The sequence below is a fragment of the Arcicella aquatica genome, from assembly GCF_034928825.1.
GTDB classification, from domain to species: Bacteria; Bacteroidota; Bacteroidia; order Cytophagales; family Spirosomataceae; genus Arcicella; species Arcicella aquatica.
In genome coordinates, this window is the sequence record NZ_JAYFUL010000017.1 from 40372 (window position 1) to 61293 (window position 20922).

General features: G+C 33.6%; 20 protein-coding genes. 9 read left to right on the forward strand and 11 right to left on the reverse strand.

Features of this window, described 5'->3' with window-relative positions; all coding sequences use genetic code 11:
* Positions 1-100 precede the first annotated feature (100 nt).
* Both VB264_RS11790 and VB264_RS11795 read right to left on the reverse strand, forming a co-directional pair.
* Positions 101-487, reverse strand: a complete 387-nt coding sequence (locus VB264_RS11790) for a response regulator (RefSeq protein WP_323249579.1) — start codon at positions 485-487, stop codon at positions 101-103.
* Complete coding sequence (locus VB264_RS11795) at positions 474-3479, reverse strand: PAS domain-containing sensor histidine kinase (RefSeq protein WP_323249581.1); 3006 nt, start codon at positions 3477-3479, stop codon at positions 474-476. Before VB264_RS11795 ends, VB264_RS11790 begins: the two co-directional genes overlap by 14 nt.
* Positions 3480-3913: 434 nt before the next feature.
* On the opposite strand from VB264_RS11795, the gene VB264_RS11800 reads away from it, so the two are divergent.
* From VB264_RS11800 to VB264_RS11810, 3 genes are all read left to right on the forward strand, one after another.
* The gene (locus VB264_RS11800) at positions 3914-6763 is read left to right on the forward strand and encodes a TonB-dependent receptor (protein ID WP_323249583.1); all 2850 of its coding nucleotides are present in this window, start codon (positions 3914-3916) and stop codon (positions 6761-6763) included.
* A 59-nt stretch (positions 6764-6822) separates the two neighbouring features.
* Entirely contained in the window at positions 6823-8556 is a 1734-nt protein-coding gene (locus tag VB264_RS11805; RefSeq protein WP_323249585.1) for an Ig-like domain repeat protein, read from the forward strand.
* 85 nt (positions 8557-8641) lie between these two features.
* A complete protein-coding gene (locus VB264_RS11810) occupies positions 8642-9190 on the forward strand; it encodes a hypothetical protein (protein WP_323249587.1) in 549 nt (182 codons plus the stop codon).
* Positions 9191-9285: 95 nt separating this feature from the next.
* Here VB264_RS11810 and VB264_RS11815 read toward each other — a convergent pair whose 3' ends face one another.
* Positions 9286-9798, reverse strand: coding sequence for a hypothetical protein (locus VB264_RS11815; protein WP_323249589.1), 513 nt, complete (start codon positions 9796-9798; stop codon positions 9286-9288).
* 231 nt (positions 9799-10029) lie between these two features.
* Between VB264_RS11815 and VB264_RS11820 the strand changes: the two genes are divergently transcribed.
* A complete protein-coding gene (locus tag VB264_RS11820; RefSeq protein ID WP_323249591.1) occupies positions 10030-10815 on the forward strand; it encodes a DUF3050 domain-containing protein in 786 nt (261 codons plus the stop codon).
* A 100-nt stretch (positions 10816-10915) separates the two neighbouring features.
* Here the strand turns inward: VB264_RS11820 and VB264_RS11825 are convergent, their stop codons facing one another.
* The gene (locus tag VB264_RS11825) at positions 10916-11362 is read right to left on the reverse strand and encodes a DoxX family protein (protein ID WP_309915391.1); all 447 of its coding nucleotides are present in this window, start codon (positions 11360-11362) and stop codon (positions 10916-10918) included.
* A 165-nt stretch (positions 11363-11527) separates the two neighbouring features.
* On the opposite strand from VB264_RS11825, the gene VB264_RS11830 reads away from it, so the two are divergent.
* The 3 genes from VB264_RS11830 to VB264_RS11840 are packed head-to-tail and all read left to right on the forward strand — an operon-like array spanning position 11528 to position 13076.
* On the forward strand, positions 11528-11983 hold the full coding sequence (locus VB264_RS11830) for a YHS domain-containing (seleno)protein (protein WP_323249593.1): 456 nt from the start codon (positions 11528-11530) through the stop codon (positions 11981-11983).
* A 4-nt stretch (positions 11984-11987) separates the two neighbouring features.
* Positions 11988-12383, forward strand: a complete 396-nt coding sequence (locus VB264_RS11835) for a DoxX family protein (RefSeq protein WP_323249595.1) — start codon at positions 11988-11990, stop codon at positions 12381-12383.
* A gap of 9 nt (positions 12384-12392) precedes the next feature.
* On the forward strand, positions 12393-13076 hold the full coding sequence (locus tag VB264_RS11840; protein WP_323249597.1) for a Crp/Fnr family transcriptional regulator: 684 nt from the start codon (positions 12393-12395) through the stop codon (positions 13074-13076).
* Here the strand turns inward: VB264_RS11840 and VB264_RS11845 are convergent.
* Positions 13073-13708 (reverse strand): LysE family translocator, encoded by a 636-nt coding sequence (locus VB264_RS11845; RefSeq protein ID WP_323249599.1) that lies wholly within the window; start codon positions 13706-13708, stop codon positions 13073-13075. The two genes, VB264_RS11840 and VB264_RS11845, sit on opposite strands and share 4 nt — an antisense overlap.
* A gap of 180 nt (positions 13709-13888) precedes the next feature.
* Here VB264_RS11845 and VB264_RS11850 point away from each other — a divergent pair, with 180 nt between their 5' ends.
* Positions 13889-14272 carry a RidA family protein gene (locus VB264_RS11850; RefSeq protein WP_323249601.1) on the forward strand — a complete coding sequence of 128 codons (384 nt, stop codon included), beginning with the start codon at positions 13889-13891 and terminating at the stop codon, positions 14270-14272.
* 144 nt (positions 14273-14416) lie between these two features.
* Positions 14417-14725, forward strand: coding sequence for a hypothetical protein (locus VB264_RS11855; RefSeq protein ID WP_323249603.1), 309 nt, complete (start codon positions 14417-14419; stop codon positions 14723-14725).
* Positions 14726-14850: 125 nt separating this feature from the next.
* On the opposite strand, the gene VB264_RS11860 is transcribed toward VB264_RS11855, so the two are convergent.
* The 6 genes from VB264_RS11860 to VB264_RS11885 all read right to left on the reverse strand — a co-directional run bounded on the left by VB264_RS11860 (position 14851) and on the right by VB264_RS11885 (position 20815).
* Complete coding sequence (locus tag VB264_RS11860) at positions 14851-15303, reverse strand: GNAT family N-acetyltransferase (protein WP_323249605.1); 453 nt, start codon at positions 15301-15303, stop codon at positions 14851-14853.
* Positions 15304-15321: 18 nt separating this feature from the next.
* Positions 15322-16305: a bifunctional heptose 7-phosphate kinase/heptose 1-phosphate adenyltransferase gene (locus VB264_RS11865; protein WP_323249607.1), complete on the reverse strand. Its 984-nt coding sequence runs from the start codon at positions 16303-16305 to the stop codon at positions 15322-15324.
* Between the two features lie 93 nt (positions 16306-16398).
* Entirely contained in the window at positions 16399-17013 is a 615-nt protein-coding gene (locus VB264_RS11870) for a hypothetical protein (RefSeq protein WP_323249609.1), read from the reverse strand.
* A complete protein-coding gene (locus VB264_RS11875) occupies positions 17013-17612 on the reverse strand; it encodes a DNA-binding transcriptional response regulator (protein ID WP_323249611.1) in 600 nt (199 codons plus the stop codon). Before VB264_RS11875 ends, VB264_RS11870 begins: the two co-directional genes overlap by 1 nt.
* A 4-nt stretch (positions 17613-17616) precedes the next feature.
* Complete coding sequence (locus VB264_RS11880; protein WP_323249612.1) at positions 17617-19755, reverse strand: ATP-binding protein; 2139 nt, start codon at positions 19753-19755, stop codon at positions 17617-17619.
* On the reverse strand, positions 19703-20815 hold the full coding sequence (locus VB264_RS11885; RefSeq protein ID WP_323249614.1) for a DNA cytosine methyltransferase: 1113 nt from the start codon (positions 20813-20815) through the stop codon (positions 19703-19705). The genes VB264_RS11880 and VB264_RS11885 overlap by 53 nt, the downstream gene beginning before the upstream one ends.
* Positions 20816-20922: the final 107 nt, after the last annotated feature.

Here is a 20922-nt window from a genome sequence, read left to right on the forward strand (position 1 = left end):
AGAAAATTTATTTGTATGATATAAAAAATAGATTTAAACTGTAAAAAATTTTACTTTGTAAATGGTTAAGTGTTTGAAAACCAATTGTTTGATGTTTAGTTTATTCCATTAATTTTTTGAGATCCTCCATCTTAATAGGTTTAACCAAATAATTACTAACGATTTCATACGATTCTGCTTTTTTAATATCTTCAGGGTCCACAGAGCTTGTTACAATGTAGATTGTAATTGATTTTTCATTAGGAATCTGGATAAACTCATCTAAAAACTGCCAACCATCCCATATAGGCATATTCAAATCTAATAAAATTAAATCTGGAAGTTTTTCACCAGTAATAATAATAGCCTTTAGTTTATCATAAGCTTCTTTGCCATTGTGAAATATTAAAAACCCCTCGCAAAAGTTAGCTAATTGCATGATTCTTTTTGTACCAAAAATAAAAATTGGGTCATCATCAATGATGCAGGCAATATCAAATTTTCTCATGTTTAAAATATATACTAAATGTCGTTCCTTTGTTTACTTCACTTATCACTTCTATTTTTCCTCCCATTGCTTCTATTTGGTTCTTTGTAATGAATAAACCAATACCACGTGCATCTTTATGCGCATGAAAGGTCTTATACATACCAAATAATTTTGCACCATGGCGTTTTAAATCAATGCCCAGTCCGTTATCTTCTACTTTTAAAACAACATATCCTTTATCTACAAAGGTCGATAATTTAACATAACTATCTCTCTCTTCTGTGCTGTACTTTATTGAATTTGTCAAAAAATTTAAAATGATACTATCTAAATAAGCAGGAACAGCCAAAACTCGTTCATCTTTACCAATTGTGTTTTTAATATTTACATTTGAATCTTTTGCAAAAGCTGAAACATTTTGAATAGCATTTTCTATCGCATTGTACAGATTGACACTCTTCAAATTGTCAATAATAGTGGTATTCATCAACACGACTTCATTTAAATGAATGATAGTTTCTTTAAGATTTGTAGATGCCGCTTTTAATAAAGTGATGTATTCGTTATCCAATAATGCTGGGTATTCTTCCAATAATATATCCATCATCATTGAAATATTCCCAGAATGCGACCTCAGGTTATGCGAAACTATATGTGCAAAGTTTTTCAGCCTTTCGTTTTGGTCTTTTGTAACATCCAAAAGAGTCTGAATTTCTTCCTCTGCCTTCTTTTGCTGAGTAATATCTATTATTTGAGAAATAAAATAAAGCGGTTTACCAGCCTGATCTCTTGCTAACGATGCTGCCAGGATAGCATGCACTACATTCCCTTTTTTATGGAAATATCGTTTTTGCATGTGATAAAATGCCCGTTCGCCATTTACTAATTCATTCAGTAAATGTAAATCTGCTTCAAGGTCTTCTGGATGAGTAATATCCTGAAAAGTTAATGAGAATAATTCGTCCTCTGTATAACCTACAATATTACAAAGTGTTTGATTAACCTTCTTCCATCGTCCATCGGGCTCTAGTAAGGCCATCCCAATAGCAGCATTTTCAAAATTCCCTCTAAAAGATTCTTCACTAATTTGTAGTTGTTCTAGTGCTTTTTTTCTTTCAGTAATATCGTGCATGGCTATTACAGCACCAAACAATTCACCATTAGGTCCTTTCAGTTGAGAGCCAGAAGTAGATACAATATGGCTTGGTTCATTGTTGGGAGCAATAATAATTTCCATATTATGAATACTTCCTGACTTTAAAGTTCTAATTATCGGTATTTCTTCTGTAGAAAGTTGAGTTACACCATCTAATTGATAAAGTCCATAATAACTGGAATATTCTGTTGGAGAAATATTGTTGATGGGTAAGCCATGCCATCGTTTAGTAGTATTGTTAAACAACGTGAGACTACCATGTTGGTCGCAAGCCACAATTCCTACATCTATACTTTCAAGTATAGTTTGCAAAAGAGTATGATTTTCCAGAAGGGCTTGTTCAATTTTTTTGCGTTCTGTAATGTCGTCAGTATACATAATAATGCCACCAACTTTGTCATCATCTTCAGTGTACCAAGGTTTCACTTCCCATTTCAGCCATTGAACAGAACCATCTTGTCTAACAAATTTATCTTCATCACATTTAATAGATTTTCCTTCTAAACACTCTTGATGTATTTTTTTCCATTCATCACCGATTTCTGGGAAAATCTCGTAATGCGATTTCCCGATTAAATCAATACCTTCTAAATGATAATCTGTTCTCCATTTTTCTGATACTGCCAAATACTTCACCTCAATATCAAACATTGCAATGGCGGTAGGTGTATGTTCAATGAATATTATATTACGTTCATTTTTTTTCTTTTGTTCGCTAATATCAAAATGCGTTCCATACATCATCAAAGGCTTGCCTTCCTTTGTCCAACTTACGACTTTCCCTCTATCAAATACCCAAACCCAATGACCCGCTTTGTGTTTCATTCGGCATTCGCATTGATAATATTCAGTTTGTTTTTCAAAACAAGCTTGAATTTTCAGTTCAGATAATTTTAAATCGTCTGGATTGACCAAATTTAACCAAGTATCTATACTGATTGGCGCTAATTCATCTAAAGAATAGCCCACTATTTCTGCCCAACGCTTATTAAAAAGGGTTTCACCTGTTTGCACGTTCCATTCCCAGGTACCTGCATTGGTACCTTCAATAACACTTTGCAGTTTTTGTTTTTCTTTAATGAGGTCTTCTTGCGCTAGTTTATGTTTATGAATATCCTGAAAAGTACCATAAACTCTAATACAAGTTCCTTCATGAAATTCCGCCTGTCCGATTGCCCTAACCCATTTGATATTCCCTTTAGCAGTTACAATTTTTAAATCAATATCATAGTGCTGTCCAGTTGAGATGACTAATTCTACCGCTTTTGTGATTTGCTCTCTGCTTTCTCCTTCTTCAAAAAAATGGATGGCAGTTGATAAATTAGGCTGATAGTCATTAGGAACTTCATGAATCAGTTTAGTGATTTTACTCCAGTATGGCATTTGGGTTTTCATGTCAATTTCCCAGTAACCTACCATCGCAGCTACATTGCATCGTTCCAAGAACTCATCCTTTCTCATTAATTCCGTTACATCGGTAAAAGAAATGATGGTATTAATTGCCTGTCCTTCGCTATTTCTTATCACCATGCTACGGCAACGAAACCAAACAGTTGAACCGTTTTGATGTTTAAATCGAATAATTTCGTTATAAGGCTTATGAGGGTTTTTATAGTGTTCAAAGAAATTTTCAGTATCTTCAGTGTGAATCAAGATTCTCCAAGTAGCTTGATTGCCTATAATTTTATTTTCACTATAACCTAATGTATTCCAAAATTTAGGATTCATCCAATCGTTTGTAGGATTTTCAATATCAAGATACCCAAAACCATCTAATGCTGATTCTTGGATAAAATCAAAAATCGAGAAATCACTCTTGATAAGGCTATATAATTCTTCTTTAGGGTTGCTCATGAATGTTGGCGGAGATTTACTTAATGTTTTAAGGCAAGCAATGAACCTAACTTATGAATGTTGTTTGAATGCAAAAAATTATGATTGCTTTTAAAATACTTATTTTGAGATGTGTTTTACAAAAATAGTAAAATGTCCAAATTTAATGCTGAATATCGTTGAGGAAATTTTATAAAAGAAAATTAAACAAAACATTCAGATGCACAGGGGATAAATCAGGAAATCTTACTAATTGTTGTCAAGTTCCATTTCTGGCAAGATTATTAAATTAAAAGTAAAAAGTAGTGATAGTATCCTAGTTTTTGCGAATAAATAGCTCCAAATTTTAATTTACATAACATTACGGTAACATAAACATAACCTAAGCATAATACAAGCGTAATACTGTGGTTAAATAGCCAACCTAATTTTGTGCCATCAAAAAACAAACCAGTATGATGAGGCACAAATTACTTTACACATTAATTATTCTATTTTCTTCACTTTCATTCACTTTCGCTCAAGGCGGAACTGTTCGTGGTACAATCAAAGATGCAGTAACTAAAGAAGACTTAGTAGGAGCAACCGTTTTTATTGAAGGAATCAATAAAGGTGCTGCCGCAGATATTAACGGATTCTTTTCAATTGCTAACGTACCAGTAGGAACTTACAAACTTAAGATTTCATTTGTTGGCTACAAAGTAAAATTTATTGAAAACGTTAAGGTTGTTGATGGTAGCGTTACAGAAATCAACACTTTTGTAGAAGAAGACCAAGCCACAACACTTTCTGAAGTAAGGGTAGTAGCACAGAAACTTACTAATACTGAAGTTTCAGTTATCTCAGAAATTAAAGCTGCTCAACAAATTGTTAGTGGTATTTCAGCCGCTCAAATCGGAAAAACATTAGACCGTACTGCTGCTGAGGTAGTTAAACGTGTTCCTGGTGTAACTATCTTTGGTGATCGTTTTATCAATATTCGTGGTTTGAACGAACGTTACAACACTGTAATGTTAAATAACGTATTTACACCAAGTATGGAGTCGGACGTGCGTTCGTTTTCATTTGATGTAATTCCTTCAGGACAAATAGACCGTATTCTTGTATATAAATCACCGGCGGCAGAATTACCTGGTGAATTTGCAGGAGGGGTTGTGAAAATTTTTACTAAAAGTATCCCAGACGAAAACTATTTAACAATTGATGTAAGTGGTGCATACCGTGATGGTACAACTGGAAAAGAATTTTTTAGTCCGCAAACAGGAAAATATGCTTACACAGGCTTCAATAACGGTTATTCAGATTTACCTAAGTTTTTCCCTAGTACTGCCGAATTAAAACAAATAGCGGTATCTAATCAAGCAGCATTAGCACAAGCTGGACAAATGTTAAGAAATACTTGGACGCCAGAATCTTCGACAGCTATTCCTGATTTACGTTTCTCAATCACAGGTGCTTATAAGTTTATTGATAGAGAGGATTTGAAGTTAGCAAACATTACAGCTGTTAACTATAGTAATACACGTACAATATTTGAAATGGCTAGAAGTGATTTTGGTTATTCAATTAATCAAAATAATGTAGAGACTATCAATGAAGATACTAAATTCAGGGATTTACAATATAATAATTCAATCAGAGCAGGTTTCTTACACAACTGGGCTTTGAGATTGAACGAAAACCATACGTTTGAATTCAAAAACTTGTATAACCAAATGAGCAACGCTCAGTATGTGAATAGAAATGGTTTAGAAAACGGTGGAACTTGGAATATTCGTTCTTTAGATCAGGTATATCGTGGAATTTATACAGGACAAGTGTTAGGTCGTCATAGTTTCAATGATAATAAAACAAAATTAGACTGGGTTGTTGGATATAATAAATCAAATAGTGACCGACCTGATTATAAGCGTTTTAGGTATTCAATTGATGGAGGTAATACGCCAGTACTATTAGTGCCTTTTGGTGCAGCACAAACTGTAAACTTAGGTAGAACAAATATTGTATTAGACGAACACGCTATTTTAGGAGGAATTAATTTAGTACAAAAATTAACGTTAGTAAAAGGTACAACACCAGAAGGAAATAAAGAACTAGAATTGAAGGCGGGAGCTTTCTATGAAAAGAAAGAACGTACCTTTACCGCTCGTAACCTTGGTTATGTGCGTGCTAATAGTTCATTGTTTGATATTGGTAGCTTACCAATTGAGCAAATTTTTGCTCTTCAAAATATCAATAGTACAAACGGTGTAAAAATTGATGAGCAAACTAACGCTTCAGATTCATACGATGCAAGCAATAATCAAATAGCAGGATATGTTTCTGGAAACTATTCTTTCACGAAAAAATTGAACTTAATTGCTGGTGTACGTGTAGAGAAGAACGTTCAGAAATTGAACAGCTACGACATCAGTAGAAATGTGCCAGTAAATTATAAGCGTGATTTGACAAACATCTTACCATCTGCGAATTTAACCTACAATTTCTCAGAAAAAGCGCTTTTACGACTTGCTTATGGTAAAACATTAAATCGCCCTGAATTCCGTGAAGTAGCTCCATTCTCTTTCTACGATTTTGTAAATAACAGAGTAATTACTGGTAGTCCAGATTTGAATAATGCAGAGATTGATAATTATGATTTCCGTTATGAATTCTATCCAACACCAGCAGAAGTAATTTCGATTGCGGCTTTCTACAAGAACTTTAAAAACCCAATTGAAGTAATATTTGACGGGGTTACTAATGCAAACCTAAGCTTTGGTAATGCTGAAAGTGCTTATAGTGCAGGTTTTGAAGTAGAAATTAAAAAATCTTTAGATAAACTAACAGCATCAGCATTATTAAGTAAAATGAATGTTGTATTCAACGCTGCTTTTATTTACAGCCGAGTAAAGATTGGTTCTTCTGCTCAAAACCAGTCGGATAATCGTCCATTACAAGGGCAGTCTCCATATATTATCAATGCTGGTCTTAACTACAACGATGCCAAAAAGAATACACAAATTAGCTTGTTGTTCAACGTAATCGGTAAGCGTATCTACGCAGTAGGTAACTCATTTGCAGCAGGTTATCCAGATTGGTACGAAATGCCACGTAATGTAGTTGACCTTACTTTCTCTAAAGAAATAGCAAAAAATCTTATGCTGAAAGGTGGTATTACAGACATCTTAAATCAAAGAAATTTAATTATTCAGGACGGAAATAAGGATAATACTTTCGACAGTAATGTTGACCAGATTATTCAGTCTTATTCACCTGGAAGAACTTACTCTTTGGGAGTGGTTTACACACTTAGAAAAAATTAATAACCCATAAATAAGTTTCAATTTCTAAAACATTTTTTCTTAATCTAAAAATTAAATCAATGAAATTTTTAAACATGAAAGCTATTAGAATTATTGCTTTGTTGCTATCAATGGCAACGGTATTTCAGGCTTGTAAAGACGATACGGCTGAAGTTGTTCCTTTACCGACTATTTCAGTGTCAGGAACTTTGGCTGGTATTCCAGGTGCAACAGTTCAATTAAAAGCTTCAATCAATGCTCCAGGTGGTGTTAAATCTGTGGTAGTATTGAAAAATGGAGCTGCTTTTGATACAAAAACTGGTACAGGTGAAAAAACACTTGATTATACCAAAGACTATGTGATTGAGAATGTTGCAGCTGGTACTGTAGTTAACTTTACAGTTCAAGTAACGGATCAATCAAATCAAGTTTCAGCTTTAACAACTATTCCTGTTACAGTTTCGGCAGTTCCTGCTCCAACTGTAGTAACGGTTCAAGGTATTATTGAAGGAAACGTAACTTGGACAGCAGACAAAATCTACAAATTAGTTGGTTTTGTTCGTGTTGGTCAAGAATCAGTATTTGGAACAGTAACTAAAACTGGTACTTTAACGATTCAACCAGGTACTATTATTATTGGTGACCGTGTTTCAAAAGGAACTTTGGTTGTGCAAAGAGGAAGTAAAATCATTGCGGAAGGTACAGCTGCAAAGCCTATTATTATGACTTCTGAACGTGCAGTAGGTGAGCGTGAACCAGGTGACTGGGGCGGTTTAGTAATCTGTGGTCGTGCTGTAAACAACTTGCCAGATTTACAATTAAATCGTGAACTTGAAGGTGGTTATGGTGCATTCCACGGAGGAACTGATAATGCTGATAACTCAGGTTCATTAAAATATGTACGTATTGAATATGCAGGTATTCCAATCAATCCAAACCAAGAGGTTAACTCATTCACATTTGGTTCAGTAGGTTCAGGTACAACATTAGAATATCTTCAAGCTTCATTTGGTTTGGATGATTCATTCGAATGGTTCGGTGGTAATGTAAACGCTAAATATTTAGTTGCTTACAAAGGTTTAGATGATGATTTTGATATGGATAATGGTTTTTCTGGAAACATTCAGTTCGGTATTGGTGTTCGTGGAGCAACTCAGGCTGATATCTCAGGATCAAATGGATTTGAAGTTGATAACGATAGCAAAGGGACAAGCAGTACTCCATATACATCAGCTACATTGGCTAACATGAGTATCATCGGACCAAAAGGAAGCTTAACTACAACTATCAGTTCTCAATTCCAAAATGGTATGCAGTTACGTCGTAACAACAAATTGAAAGTTTACAATACAGTTGTTACAGGTTATCCTTACGGTGTTTATATCGATAGCCAATTAGGTGATGCAAAAGGTAATGCAGAAAGAGGTGAGTTAGTACTTAACAACGTCGTATTAGCTGGATTAGAAGGATGGGGAACAGGTGGTTTCGGTACTAGTGCTGTTTCTGAAAAAGAACAAGGTGGTGCTTTAGCTGAAATTTTGATTGGTGGAGTGAAGCCTTCAGCTTGGTTTGCTGCTCAAACAGGAAACAAAATATTAGCTACTTCTTCAACTGTTGGTTTAAGTCCTTCTTTATTCTTAACTGGTCGTCCTACATTTACTTTAGCTACTGGTTCTAGTTTATTAGGTGTTAATCTACCAACTACTCTACCTGCATTCTTTGTTAAAACTGACTACGTTGGTGCATTCAAAGATACAGACTGGACAGCTGGCTGGACAGAGTTTAACCCACAAGGTATTACTTACGTTAAATAAAAATACTTAGTACAATTCAATACTTCAGTCTGTATATTTTTTAAATATCAGACTGAAGTATATTAAGATTGCATCAACTACCAATATGAAAAACATACTTATCATTCTTTCTGTTTTCGTGTTACTTTTTTCTTGTAACTCAAAAAAATACCAAACCAGTGAATACTTTTCTAGTATCGAACAAGATACACTTTTAACAAACATTATTACTTATATCTACTTACCTGCACCAGGTGCTAATAATACCACAAAATTTGAAACACGTTTCAGAAGTTTCTACGTTAAAGCCTTACCTTTTTTTAAAATCCAAAATTATTATCAAACAGAGGATGGTTGGAATTACGTTTTCTTAATTCGTCCTGTATCTTCTAGTCCTGTATTCAGAAGAGGAGTATTGGCAAAATTTAAGTTGAAAGAAGGGTCATTAATGCCCGAATCTTTTGAAGAAATCATTAACACACCACATTTAAGAGAAGAACAAGTGAAAGAGCGAGGTGGCTTTTTATTCAGAGAATTAATTAAAAATGGGAACATAGATAAATATATGCCCATGAAACAATATATAGAGTGGCCAGACGAACACTTGCAATACAACAAAGTTACTCATGAGTGGGTAACAGTCAAGCCTTACTAAGGTTTTCTCTCCGTTGAGAAACGGGGAGAAAGTCCGAAATGGATTTTCATATTGGTGTAATTATGCAAAAGCCGAAGCGTATCGCTTCGGCTTTTCTATTGTTTAGCCAAGGTATAATTATAAAGTTCTGCAACCCTAACTACATGGAAAGGAGGAATCTCTTCTTCCAAACTCAATCGCCAATTGATACTGTTTAGTAACGCTATGAAATTGGCATTATCAGCATATACCTTCTTTAAATTCCTTCTAGACAAAGTTATTAACTCTCCGTCTGCTTCTTTACTAAAGTAATAGAGTTGCGTAGAGATGTCGTTACTAATGTCTAAGCGATAAATGTATATACCCTCACTGTTTATTATTTCATAGGATTTATTTCCTACGAAACGCCAATCTTTATCACCTTTGTGGTAACCAAACGCATTTTTAAAATTATAAATACAGCTAGTATCATTTTGTACTTTAACGCTGCTATATCTTTCCTTCAAAATTCCCACATTGGTCACACTAAGTTTATGGGTTGCAAAGTCGTGAGCAGTTAGATAAATACCATCTTGTGCGGTGCTTTCCAGATAGCAGAAACAACATAAAATACAGTATATCTTTTTCATTTTGTAATAGTTTTGTACTATACAAAAATCAGATATAGATATTAATACATGATTAATGGTATGTTAAATGAAAGTTAACATTATTAAGTTTGTGGTTTGTATTCTTGAAAATCAAATGGACACCTGAAAACATAATGGGATAAACTAAACTTTATGCTTTAATTTTGAGTTGCAATAAAACTGATAGCGCCATAAAATCCGTAAATATTAAAACCATTAAAAAAATAGCGAATGAACCCCAATATTATAAAGATTCAATCAGCAATAGACCCCATCCGTCAACAAATTACTTCACATTCAGTTTATAAACATATTCATGAATTAGAAGATTTACAGCTTTTTATGCAAAACCATGTTTTTGCAGTATGGGATTTTATGTCTTTACTAAAAGGCTTGCAACGTCATCTTACTTGTGTAGATATTCCTTGGGTTCCCGTAGGGAATGCAAGTACTCGTTTTTTAATCAATGAAATTGTGATTGGTGAAGAAAGCGATACTGATACCGAAGGTAATACCATGAGCCATTTTGAGCTTTATTTAAAAGCAATGCAACAGGCAGGGGCAAACACTGAACAAATCAATCAATTTATTCAGTTAATCACTCAGAAAACGCCAGTATTAGAAGCATTGACGGAGGTAGGAGTATCTGATAGCATTCGTCAATTCGTAGCCTTTACGTTTGAAGTAATCAACACACAAAAACCACACATTATGGCAGCTGTATTTACTTTTGGTCGTGAAGATTTAATCCCTGATATGTTCGTATCGATGGTGAAAGACTTGAATCAAAGTATGCCCGAAAGGATTTCGATATTCAATTATTATTTAGAAAGACATATTGAAGTAGATGGCGACCATCACAGTCATTTGGCATTGAAAATGGTTGAAGAACTTTGTGGAGATGATGCTGAAAAATGGCAAGAAGCCGAAGCATATTCACTAAAATCATTAGAAGTAAGAAACCAGCTTTGGAGTGGGGTAGAAGCCAAGGTAAAAGAGTTAACTGAAAGTGTTTAGCGATATTGAGTATTAATGTTAAGAAGAGGAGTCTCAGTGTTATTCATGCTGGTACCCCTCTTTTTTATTTTCAAATTCATACCTCTTCCAATTCAACAATCTACTTCATTTTATAAGCAGGATGATTTTTTACGTATTCATCAAACGAAAATTTACCAGAACCAATTAACCAAAAAAGACATAGAAGTAGTAATACAACGACCGATAACCAAAGCTCAGAATTGACGAAAGTAAAGCCATTGCTGATATTGGCAAAAAACACTGCTACAAACAAAATCGGTACTTGGAAAGCCGCCGCTAATCGAGTAAGGCATCCTAAAGTAATCAGCAAGCCACCAACCAAATGGGCGAAGGCCACATAATGCACCGCTACGAAAGTCCATGCATTAAAATGCAGTCCTTCAACAAGCGTTGATAAATAGGAAGTATCGCCTATGAAGCTCATTCCTTTGAAAAATAGCAACAATCCCAACCCAATCCGAATAATGTCAAGCCATGCTGGATGATGTCTATCACCCCAATTTTCTATGCTTTCAATTGTAGTCATATTGATAATCGTTTAGTTTATTGAATTTATAATAAAAATATAATATTGTCAATATTATATAGAATTATTTTGCGTAATAGCTAAAAAATATAAATAGGTAAGTTAGCTGACAATTTGTGAGAGTAAGAATTGCCAAATTTGTAAGGTAATCAAACAAAAAGCACAATGAAATTTCTAGTTATTCTATTCAGTATCATTAGTTTAAATGTTTTTTCGCAAGATATTGCTACTCGAAAAAAACATTATTTAACAGACAAAGGCATCGCCATTAATGGGTATGACCCAGTGGCTTATTTTCAAGGAAAACCTCAGCAAGGGAAAAAAGAGTTTTCGTATAATCAAGAAGGGATTATCTACCAGTTTGTTAATGCTAGTAATCTTGAAAACTTCAAAAAAAATCCTGTAAAATACGAACCGCAGTATGGAGGTTGGTGTGCTTTCGCTATGGGAAGTAAGGGGGAGAAAGTAGTAGTTGACCCAGAAACATATAAAATTATCAATGGCAAATTATACCTGTTTTATCATACCTTTTTTAATAATACCCTAACAGATTGGAACAAAGATGAGGCTAATTTGAAAGCCAAAGCAGATATTAATTGGGAGAAAACCTTAAAAAAATAAAAACATGACTAGTCAGAAAAAATATATTAGTTGGATAGCTCAAATCATTGCAGCAGTGATTTTATTCCAAACACTTTTCTTCAAATTCTCAGGTGCAACCGAAAGCGTACATCTTTTCACCAAACTAGGGGTTGAACCTTTTGGGCGTTATGGTGCTGGCATTGTAGAGCTAATAACGGTTGTTTTATTGTTGACTCCAAGAAAGGCATGGTTAGGAGCCTTTTTAGGGATAGGAGTAATGTCTGGTGCAATTTTGGCCCATCTTACAGTATTAGGTATAGAAAGCGACGGAGATGGTGGATATTTGTTTATCTTAGCATTGATTACGTTGCTTTGTTGTTCTGTAGTAGCATACATCCGAAAAGGTGATTTTTTCGCCTTTTTCTATACATTAATCTAATTAATAACCATGCAAGAGGAAGCAAAATATTGGTATCTCCACGACCATCAGTTGTTCTCAGTATTAAGCAGAGAAGAAAACCGTGCTTTGTGTTTGATTCCAAATTTTAAGACGGTTAAGAAAAACGAAATCATCTATTTTTCGCATGATGATGAGCAAAGACTTTATACCATCAAAAGCGGAACATTAAAGATTGTTTCAGTAGATGCTGAAGGAAATGAAACAGTAAAGGAAATTTTAAGGTCTGGTGATTTATTTGGGCAATATACTTTTGATGAAGTAGATGAAAACGAAGATGAATATGCAATAGCAATTTCAGAAAAGGTAGTAATATGTAGTTTTAAAATAAATGATTTTGAGAACATTGTGAAGAGTAACCCACAATTGGCCATTCGTTATACCAAACTGGTAGGTTTTAAACTCAAACGCATTACTAATAATTATACGAATCTAATGTTTAAAGATGTACGGACAAGGTTTGTCTTATTTTTAAAAGATTGGGTGATGAAAGAAGGCAATGGACAAACCAAGGATATTGTTGTAAAGAATTATCTTACCCACAGCGACATCGCAGGCTTAATTTGTAGTACCCGTCAAACCGTAACAATGCTATTTAATGAATTAAAGAATGCGGGCTTAATAGATTATACACGCAGCGAAATCATCGTAAAGGATGTTCATCAACTAGCTTAAAGACTCATTAGTAGGTTGGTCAATTGCAAAAGAGCAAGACCAATAAAAATACAGGCAATCAGTTTATTGAGGCGTTCGTCGGTTATGTATTTAAATATCAAATCTCGTTTCCAATTGGCCAAAAAAGCATAGGTGTACACCAATAAAAAAGTACCAGTACCAGCACCCAATACGAAACTAATTTTTTGTATTGGGGAAACAATCTTCAACCATTCGTACTTATCAAAAGCAAGCAGTATTACAACCCAAAATGGCAATAAAGCAGGATTGAACAATGAAAGCGATATACCTTTGATGAATGAAAAGAAAGGGTTTTTCAATGATACGCTTTGGTATTCAATCTCCTGTTTTTGCTGAAAAAAAGTAAACAAACCTACTGTAAATAAAAGTACTATAATAGCCCATTGCATCCAATGTGCTAGCATGGGGTATTTATCAAAAATCACTAACCCTTTTATCGCCAAATAGGCATAGGTGCTTTCGCATAAAACTCCACCTACGGCTACTGTAATGGCAACACTGATATTTTTCTGTAAAGTACTATGTACTACATAAACACTGAGTGGACCAGGTGGAATAGTAGCCACGTAACTTATTAGCGTAGTAATGAAATAAATGATGACTGTTTTCAATGTGTGGTGATTTGGAGATTTCTTAGCTAAGTTATCCTTTAAATAGATAGTAGTTGGCAATCTTTACGACAAATGTTGTAATGAAATCAAATATGGTCTTTTATAAAATTGAGTACAAAAGCATTAGTATTTTGAGGAGCTAAAATTATCTTTGTAGCTTAACCAAAAATAATACAAAAAATGTCAAGACAAAATATCCTTACAGGGTCACCTTGGGAAGATAAAATGGGCTATTGCCGTGCCGTAAGAATCGGAAATATTATTGAAGTATCAGGAACGGTAGCTATCGTTGATGGCGAAAATGTAAAGGCTGACGACGCTTATGCACAAACCAATAATATCATTGAAAGAATTGCAAAGGTATTAGAAGAAGCAGGGTCAAGTTTGAGCGATGTAGTAAGAACAAGAATTTTTACGACAGACATTACTCAGTTTGATAATATTGCGAAAGCACACGGAGCTTATTTCAAAGACATTAAACCAACTACAGGTATATATGAAATCAGCAAATTGGTTTCATCAGATTACTTAGTAGAGATTGAATTTACAGCTATTGCCCAATAATAACTTGGGTGAAATGGACATAAAAAAAGCCTCGATAATAATCGGGGCTTTTTGCTTTATTGAAGCGTATGATAGTAAAACGCTGAACGTTTATGAAAAGTTTTACGTTTGAAAAATAGTCTGATTATTTTTCATTAAAATTTTATGAAACAACAAACTATTTATGAAGTAGCCGTAATCCCGATTGGGTCGTTGAATGCTATTAGAGAAAAAGAGACTGTTGTAAGCTATTTCTCGAACCTCAGTAAATGTTTAGACCAAGTGATAACATCACTAGTGATTAATGGATGGGAAAGTAAAATAAATTATACAGCTGTATATAGAAGTTTGAAAGAGAAGGGCAAATACACCACAGAGTTTAGAATAGCCAACAATAAGGTTTTTAAAATAGTAATTACGCCCAGAACCATAAATCCATCTTTGACGATGTTGGGGATAGAAGAGAAACCTTAGGTAATTTAGTGATTGAGTGAATTGTGATTGAGTGATTATTTTTAATTGTGAATGAGTGAGTGAGTGATTGAGTGATTATTTTTTTTCCAGTACTAAAATCACTCAATCACTCACTCACTCATTCACTAAATATTATACGGGTTTACGGCTTTTATTTGCATGAAATTTTCTGGTTTGTCTAGGGCTTCAAAACCATATTGTGCATAAAGGCCGTGGGCATCCCAAGTAGCCAATATCCATCTGCGTAGTCCTTGTAAATCAGGATGTTTCAACACAGTTTCAACCAAGAACTTAGATAGCCCATTGCCACGGTATGCTTCCAATACAAAAACGTCGGCTAGGTAAGCAAACGTTGCCAAATCGCTAGTGACTCTACAAAACCCTACTTGCACCAACTGATTCTCTGTTTGATGATAAATGCCAAAAGCCATTGAATGGTCTATAGAACGTTGAACGATTTCGACAGGAATACCTTTAGCCCAATATGAGTGGTTGTTCAGGTAGTCATGAATGACATTGATTTGCAATTTTGATTTATCCGTAGAAATCAAAAAGTTATCCTTTTGTACTTCAAACATGATTGGAAAATGCTAAAATTAGTTTTCAAAATTTAAACTAGCTTCCTTTTGTAACAAAGCTTTGTCAATCGGCACCACGCCTAATGATTCGCAGACTAACCCGCCGCCTAGATTAGACAAACCTGCCACTAGCTGTGGAGTTAACCCCAACGCTATACAACAAGCTGCAATGGAAATAACGGTATCGCCCGCCCCAGAAACATCGGCAATTTTACGGAAGTAGGCAGGGTAATGTTTTTTCTCGTCTTCAAAATCAATATAAACACCTCTTTCGGAAAGCGTGATAAACGCACCTTTTAACTGCAAAGTATCCTTTAGTTTACTCACAGCATTTTCTAGCTCTTCGGTTTTCTTTACATCAAAAGTGATATCTAAGCCCTCGCGCAATTCTTTTAAATTGGGCTTGAAAAGAGTCGCCTGTTGATAATGAAGAAAATTGCGTTTTTTAGGGTCGACTACGGTAGGAATATTGTGACTATTGGCAAAATCAATGATGTCGGCAATGAGCCCTTTGGATAAGACTCCCTTGTCGTAATCTTCAAAGATGATTACGTCGGCATCTTTGGCCAATTCTTTTATTTTCTCTGTGAGTAATTCGTTCTCAGTGTCATTAATCAAAGCATCCGTTTCAGTATCAATGCGCACAATTTGTTGCGAACCTGCTATGATTCTTTCTTTTACAGTAGTAATTCTGGTGTCAGATTGAATAATCCCTTCTGTTGATAAACCTTGTTCTTTCAAAAGATGGATTAAATCGTTGCCATAAGCATCCTTGCCAACTACGGAACAAATAATCGCTTCAGCACCCAGACTTTGTACATTCATTACAACATTACCGGCTCCACCTAAGCGGACTTCACGATTCAATACATTTACTACTGGTACGGGAGCTTCTGGTGAAATACGTTCTACTTTTCCCCACGTGTAAGAATCAAGCATTACGTCGCCAATAATAAGAACTTTTAATTGATTAAATTGATTGAATATCTCAGAGATTGTCATTATTTGATTTAATATTATCACGAAACAATATACCTTTTACTTTTAGTGGAATCAAATATATAATTGTCGTGATAGATCATTATGAATTAATGTTTAATGAAAGTGTGTTATGTCCCAATTACTTTGATGCCCTCTCATAATTAAGGCATCTCTATTTTTTCTAATTGTAGAAGCCACAAGTGAATTTTTGCTATAAATATTGTCTATTTCTTGATTGTGTCTTTCTTTCATTTTTTGGAATGCCAATTTGATATTATCGCCACTTAAAAAATGTTTCATTCCTTCATTAGCACATTCCGCAAATATCTGTTGATAGGTAGTGATTATGTGTATTTCTTTATTGTAACCAATAAATACTCTTGCTCCATTTTGAATAAGATGATTTCCTAAAGTATGTCCAGATGAACAAGAGAAGGTATAAATAAAAGAGTTGCTAAATGGTTTTAGATTACTACTTATTCCTAAATATTCTTCATCAGATATTAATGAAACATTTGTTCCATGGGAGTAAGCTATAAATATAAATGGAATTTCTTCATATTTGGCTAACTCAAAATCAATGTATGCTGAATTTAATATTCTACCTTTTATTTCAACTATTCCATGTTGTAGTCCATCAAAATACTGTGAAATATCAGAATAACAATAGGCAAAGTATTGACCTAATGTATAATTATCTTCATCATAAGCTAATATAACCTTTACCATTATAATTTTTCTTTTTGGCGTAAAAGTAAATCAATTGTTAGCATAATTAAATCTTTTTCAATTTCTTTTCCAATAGGGTCTTCCAATCTAATTAACCTTAAAAGGTCGTTCAATGTATATTGTTCTCCATTTGCAGTTATCATATAAGGTTGGTCTTGATTTTCCTCTTGTATTAAAATCCATTCTTCTAAAGCTCCTTCAATACTTGAGTTTAGTAGAATTTCAGCCTCTTTTATTTTTTCAAGAAGAGGCTCGTATGGAGCTTTTGCCATAACTGCAAAGACCTGATTATTTATGATTTCGACATACTCATTAATTTTATCTGCATTAGCTGTCCATAGAATTACAGGTATTGATTTACTAACTTTTCTTATTTCATCTAAAACGAAACTTCCATTGTGAGTATCGGCAGTAAAACGATAGTCTAATAAAACTATATTCTTTTGATTGAGGTTGTTTTTGACAAATTCGATTCCCTCATCAGGAGTATGAAGTATGTTTACACTGTTATGTATCTGATTTAGTTCAAAAACGAGTGGGTCGTCTTCTAAGTCTAATTCATCATCTATAATGATAATATTAACATTCGATTTATTCATATCTTTAACTGTTTATAAAAGGTAATTCTATGCGTAGTGTCGTACCAGTCGGTTTAAACTCATTTTCTACAACCTCTATGGTCCCTTTCATTGATGTAATCCTTGTTTTTACAATATATAATCCAATTCCCGCTCCTCCTTGTTCTGCTGTTCTTGTAAAATAGATATTAAAAACTCTATGTTTATCAGCCTCAGATATTCCAACCCCATTGTCTGAAAATAAAATTATAAATTTATCATCTTCTATTTTTCCTGTACACTTAATGATTTTATTATTTACACCCTTTAAAGCTTTAATTGAGTTTGAAATAAGATTTTCAAAAATATCTTCAAAAAACTTTTGATTATGTATTATTTTAAATGTTTGGTTTATTTCTAATAATACCTTTATCTGATTATCCTCAAAAATATGTCTGTAAGAGTTTAGGAATAAATTTTCAATTAATTCACGGATATTTATTTCAACAAAATTGGTATTCGACCGAGAGTAACTTAGTAAAAATTCTACAACATTGTCCAATCGAATCATTTCATTGTAAAGTCTTTTTGCACTTTTTACAAATTGTGCATCAAAATTGGGATTAGGAAAGTTTCTTTTAAAAAATTCTGCAGCACGAATTTCTTTACCTAAAGATGTACGAATAACATGAGCTATCTCTAAAGCATATTCTTGTAGTGACATAAGACTTAGATAGAGATTCTTATCTTCGTTTTTCTCTTTTTCTAACTCATTAAAAGCCTTAATTCCTTTGTTAACATCAATAGTTAGTTTTCTTGCTTGGGTCTCTAATAAGGCTAACTGTGGTTTTAAATCTTTAGGAGCTTGTTTCTTTATTTCTCGTACAATGCTTGAGATATTCTTCAAATCACTAAAACTTTCTTTTAATTCTGATTTAGTATTTTCTCTAGCCTCATTTCGTTGACTCTTTAAATACTCTTCCAATTGAATTATTTGGTCAATAACAAACTGCTTTAATTCCTTGTAAGCATTATTATCAACAAAATCTTGACGATTTGTGGCATCTTTTATCTCTGGGTTATCTGAGTCAGTTATTTCCAAAATTCCAACTAAATCGCTTGAACTAACCTTGTCAAAAAAACCTGAATATCTACGTTTGTCTATTCCTAAGATATCTCTCTTCTTGTTATCATTTTTTTCATATTCTGCAAATGGGGTCGTTATAATTCCGTCTCTGTAAATTTTTATTCCATCAATATTTGCTCCTTGATAACTGGAGTTAAAGAGTCCTTTTGCCTTCTGATTAAAGTAATAGAGTTTAAACTTTACAAAACCAAATAAAGGTTTTCCAATCTTTATTTTTTTTAAAATAGAATTCTCATGTTTCAATATTTCTTGTGTTTGATTTTCACTATCAAATACAAGAGTAATTTCCTCGGTTGCAAACTTAATTGCATTATTTACAACAGGTTTTTTATAAAAACCTTCTTCTGGTGCATCAATGTAAATATCAAATGGATATTTAGGTTTGTGCAATGGTGATACTAATTTTGAAAGTTCTTCATATCCTCTGGTTATATCATCCTTTGTCCAAACATCTCTAATATCGGTTATTTCTAATCTTGTGCCTTGTAATTCTTTCTTTTCTGTAGGTTCTGTCCAGAATTTATTAGGAATATCAGTAAATAACTTTTTTTTACTCATTTCATTTTGTCTATCAGCATTCACAGACAAATCCTCGTAGCTTTTCCAATTAAGTTCTAAATATGTATTTATATCAGAGTCTTTTTGCTTGGTTCGCATAATTAATTTAGACCCTAATTTATCAACAGCAAATCTACCTACCCCTTTTTTTCCTACGAGTTTTCTATTAAATGGAGGAGGAGAGGTTCTATTTATTCTTTTACTGCTAGTTCCAATTACCATCCATTTGTCTTTTACCTCAATATAGGACATTCCTAATCCATTATCTCTGATAACAATTTTACTCGTTTGAGATAGCGGATTTATATTGTGAAACTCAACATAAACTTTTGTTGCATTAGCATCATAGCAATTTTTCACCAACTCAAATAAAGCGGTTATTCTGTCTGTAATAAGCTCTCGACCAAGTAATTGAAAAGTTGAAATGTCAAACTTCCAATAAAGAGCTTCGGATTGGTTGCTTAATTCGTCGTTTGGCATTGGTAAAAGAAATTATACTTTTGAAAATACGATATGCTAATAAAGGCGGAACTGCATTTCCTATTTGTTGTTGAATGTGCGATATACTACCTTTAAAAATAAAATCATCAGGAAAACTTTGTAATCTTGCCGCTTCTCGTACAGAAAGCCCTCTATCTTCAAAAGGATGAATTAACATATTTTTTCGATAATTAGAGATAACGACTGAAGGTTGATTTGGGTCAAGTCTTTTGTAAATACCGCTATGAGTATTTTTAACTTCTGAATAATTAGTCATTAATTCAGAAGGTATGGCTTGCCAGTTTTGACCAATTTTAATATGTCTGTATCGTTCTAAAACGTAGTCTTTATTTCGTGATACGTAATTTTGGGTTGCCTCTTGTGAATTTGCTCTTACCTGTTTTGTATAGTCGTTTAGCTTATCAGAATGGTAAGGTAAAGAGTTAAAATAATCCCCATTTTTAAGTTTAGGCAAATCACTTATAGCTTCCCATACAGAAACCTTTTTTTGCAAAGGTTCAGGAAAATGGTAGTCAATACCCATTCTGTTTGCTATTAAGAAAAATCTATTTCTGTTCTGAGGTACACCATAATCTGATGCCCACAATACTTTTTTCTTGGAAACATAACCTAGTTCTTGTAAACGTCTTTCTAGTTCTTGTACAACTTTACCCTTTTCAAAATTTTGAAAACCTTGAACATTTTCAAATACTAACCATTCTGGATTCAATTCTTCAACACTTCTTAGATATTCTCCAAAAAGAGCATTATTAGGATTTTCTTCCGTGCGAGTTTTAGTGTTAGACAATGAAAAGCCCTGACAGGGCGGTCCGCCGAAAAGGATAAAGGGGGTATCTTTCAAAAGATTTTTAAAATTAACCTTTCTAATATCTTCTCTAATTACTTCTGTATTTTTGTGATTACTTTTAAAGGTTTCGGCAGCATGGATATTATTCTCAATGGCAAAAGCAATCTTTATTCCAGCCATTTCAGCACCGATACTCATGCCTCCAACGCCACTAAATATATCAATGCCAATAAGTTTTGTGATTTTTTCCAAGTGTGAGGGCGGTTTTAGTGTAAATTCAATTAATCTGCAAGTTAGATAAAAACTATATTGCTTGTATGTCTTAGAAAAAATATATGAGTGTCAAGTATAGAATCAAA

Excerpts from the sequence above, each read along its gene's own strand:
- VB264_RS11860 (WP_323249605.1), bottom strand. The coding sequence starts at position 15,303 with ATGTTTGAAGTACAAAAGGATAACTTTTTGATTTCTACGGATAAATCA.
- VB264_RS11820 (WP_323249591.1), top strand. The coding sequence starts at position 10,030 with ATGAACCCCAATATTATAAAGATTCAATCAGCAATAGACCCCATCCGT.
- VB264_RS11830 (WP_323249593.1), top strand. The coding sequence starts at position 11,528 with ATGAAATTTCTAGTTATTCTATTCAGTATCATTAGTTTAAATGTTTTT.
- VB264_RS11795 (WP_323249581.1), bottom strand. The coding sequence starts at position 3,479 with ATGAGCAACCCTAAAGAAGAATTATATAGCCTTATCAAGAGTGATTTC.
- VB264_RS11850 (WP_323249601.1), top strand. The coding sequence starts at position 13,889 with ATGTCAAGACAAAATATCCTTACAGGGTCACCTTGGGAAGATAAAATG.
- VB264_RS11810 (WP_323249587.1), top strand. The coding sequence starts at position 8,642 with ATGAAAAACATACTTATCATTCTTTCTGTTTTCGTGTTACTTTTTTCT.
- VB264_RS11865 (WP_323249607.1), bottom strand. The coding sequence starts at position 16,305 with ATGACAATCTCTGAGATATTCAATCAATTTAATCAATTAAAAGTTCTT.
- VB264_RS11855 (WP_323249603.1), top strand. The coding sequence starts at position 14,417 with ATGAAACAACAAACTATTTATGAAGTAGCCGTAATCCCGATTGGGTCG.
- VB264_RS11805 (WP_323249585.1), top strand. The coding sequence starts at position 6,823 with ATGAAATTTTTAAACATGAAAGCTATTAGAATTATTGCTTTGTTGCTA.
- VB264_RS11880 (WP_323249612.1), bottom strand. The coding sequence starts at position 19,755 with ATGCCAAACGACGAATTAAGCAACCAATCCGAAGCTCTTTATTGGAAG.
- VB264_RS11800 (WP_323249583.1), top strand. The coding sequence starts at position 3,914 with ATGATGAGGCACAAATTACTTTACACATTAATTATTCTATTTTCTTCA.
- VB264_RS11835 (WP_323249595.1), top strand. The coding sequence starts at position 11,988 with ATGACTAGTCAGAAAAAATATATTAGTTGGATAGCTCAAATCATTGCA.
- VB264_RS11840 (WP_323249597.1), top strand. The coding sequence starts at position 12,393 with ATGCAAGAGGAAGCAAAATATTGGTATCTCCACGACCATCAGTTGTTC.
- VB264_RS11815 (WP_323249589.1), bottom strand. The coding sequence starts at position 9,798 with ATGAAAAAGATATACTGTATTTTATGTTGTTTCTGCTATCTGGAAAGC.
- VB264_RS11825 (WP_309915391.1), bottom strand. The coding sequence starts at position 11,362 with ATGACTACAATTGAAAGCATAGAAAATTGGGGTGATAGACATCATCCA.
- VB264_RS11870 (WP_323249609.1), bottom strand. The coding sequence starts at position 17,013 with ATGGTAAAGGTTATATTAGCTTATGATGAAGATAATTATACATTAGGT.
- VB264_RS11790 (WP_323249579.1), bottom strand. The coding sequence starts at position 487 with ATGAGAAAATTTGATATTGCCTGCATCATTGATGATGACCCAATTTTT.
- VB264_RS11875 (WP_323249611.1), bottom strand. The coding sequence starts at position 17,612 with ATGAATAAATCGAATGTTAATATTATCATTATAGATGATGAATTAGAC.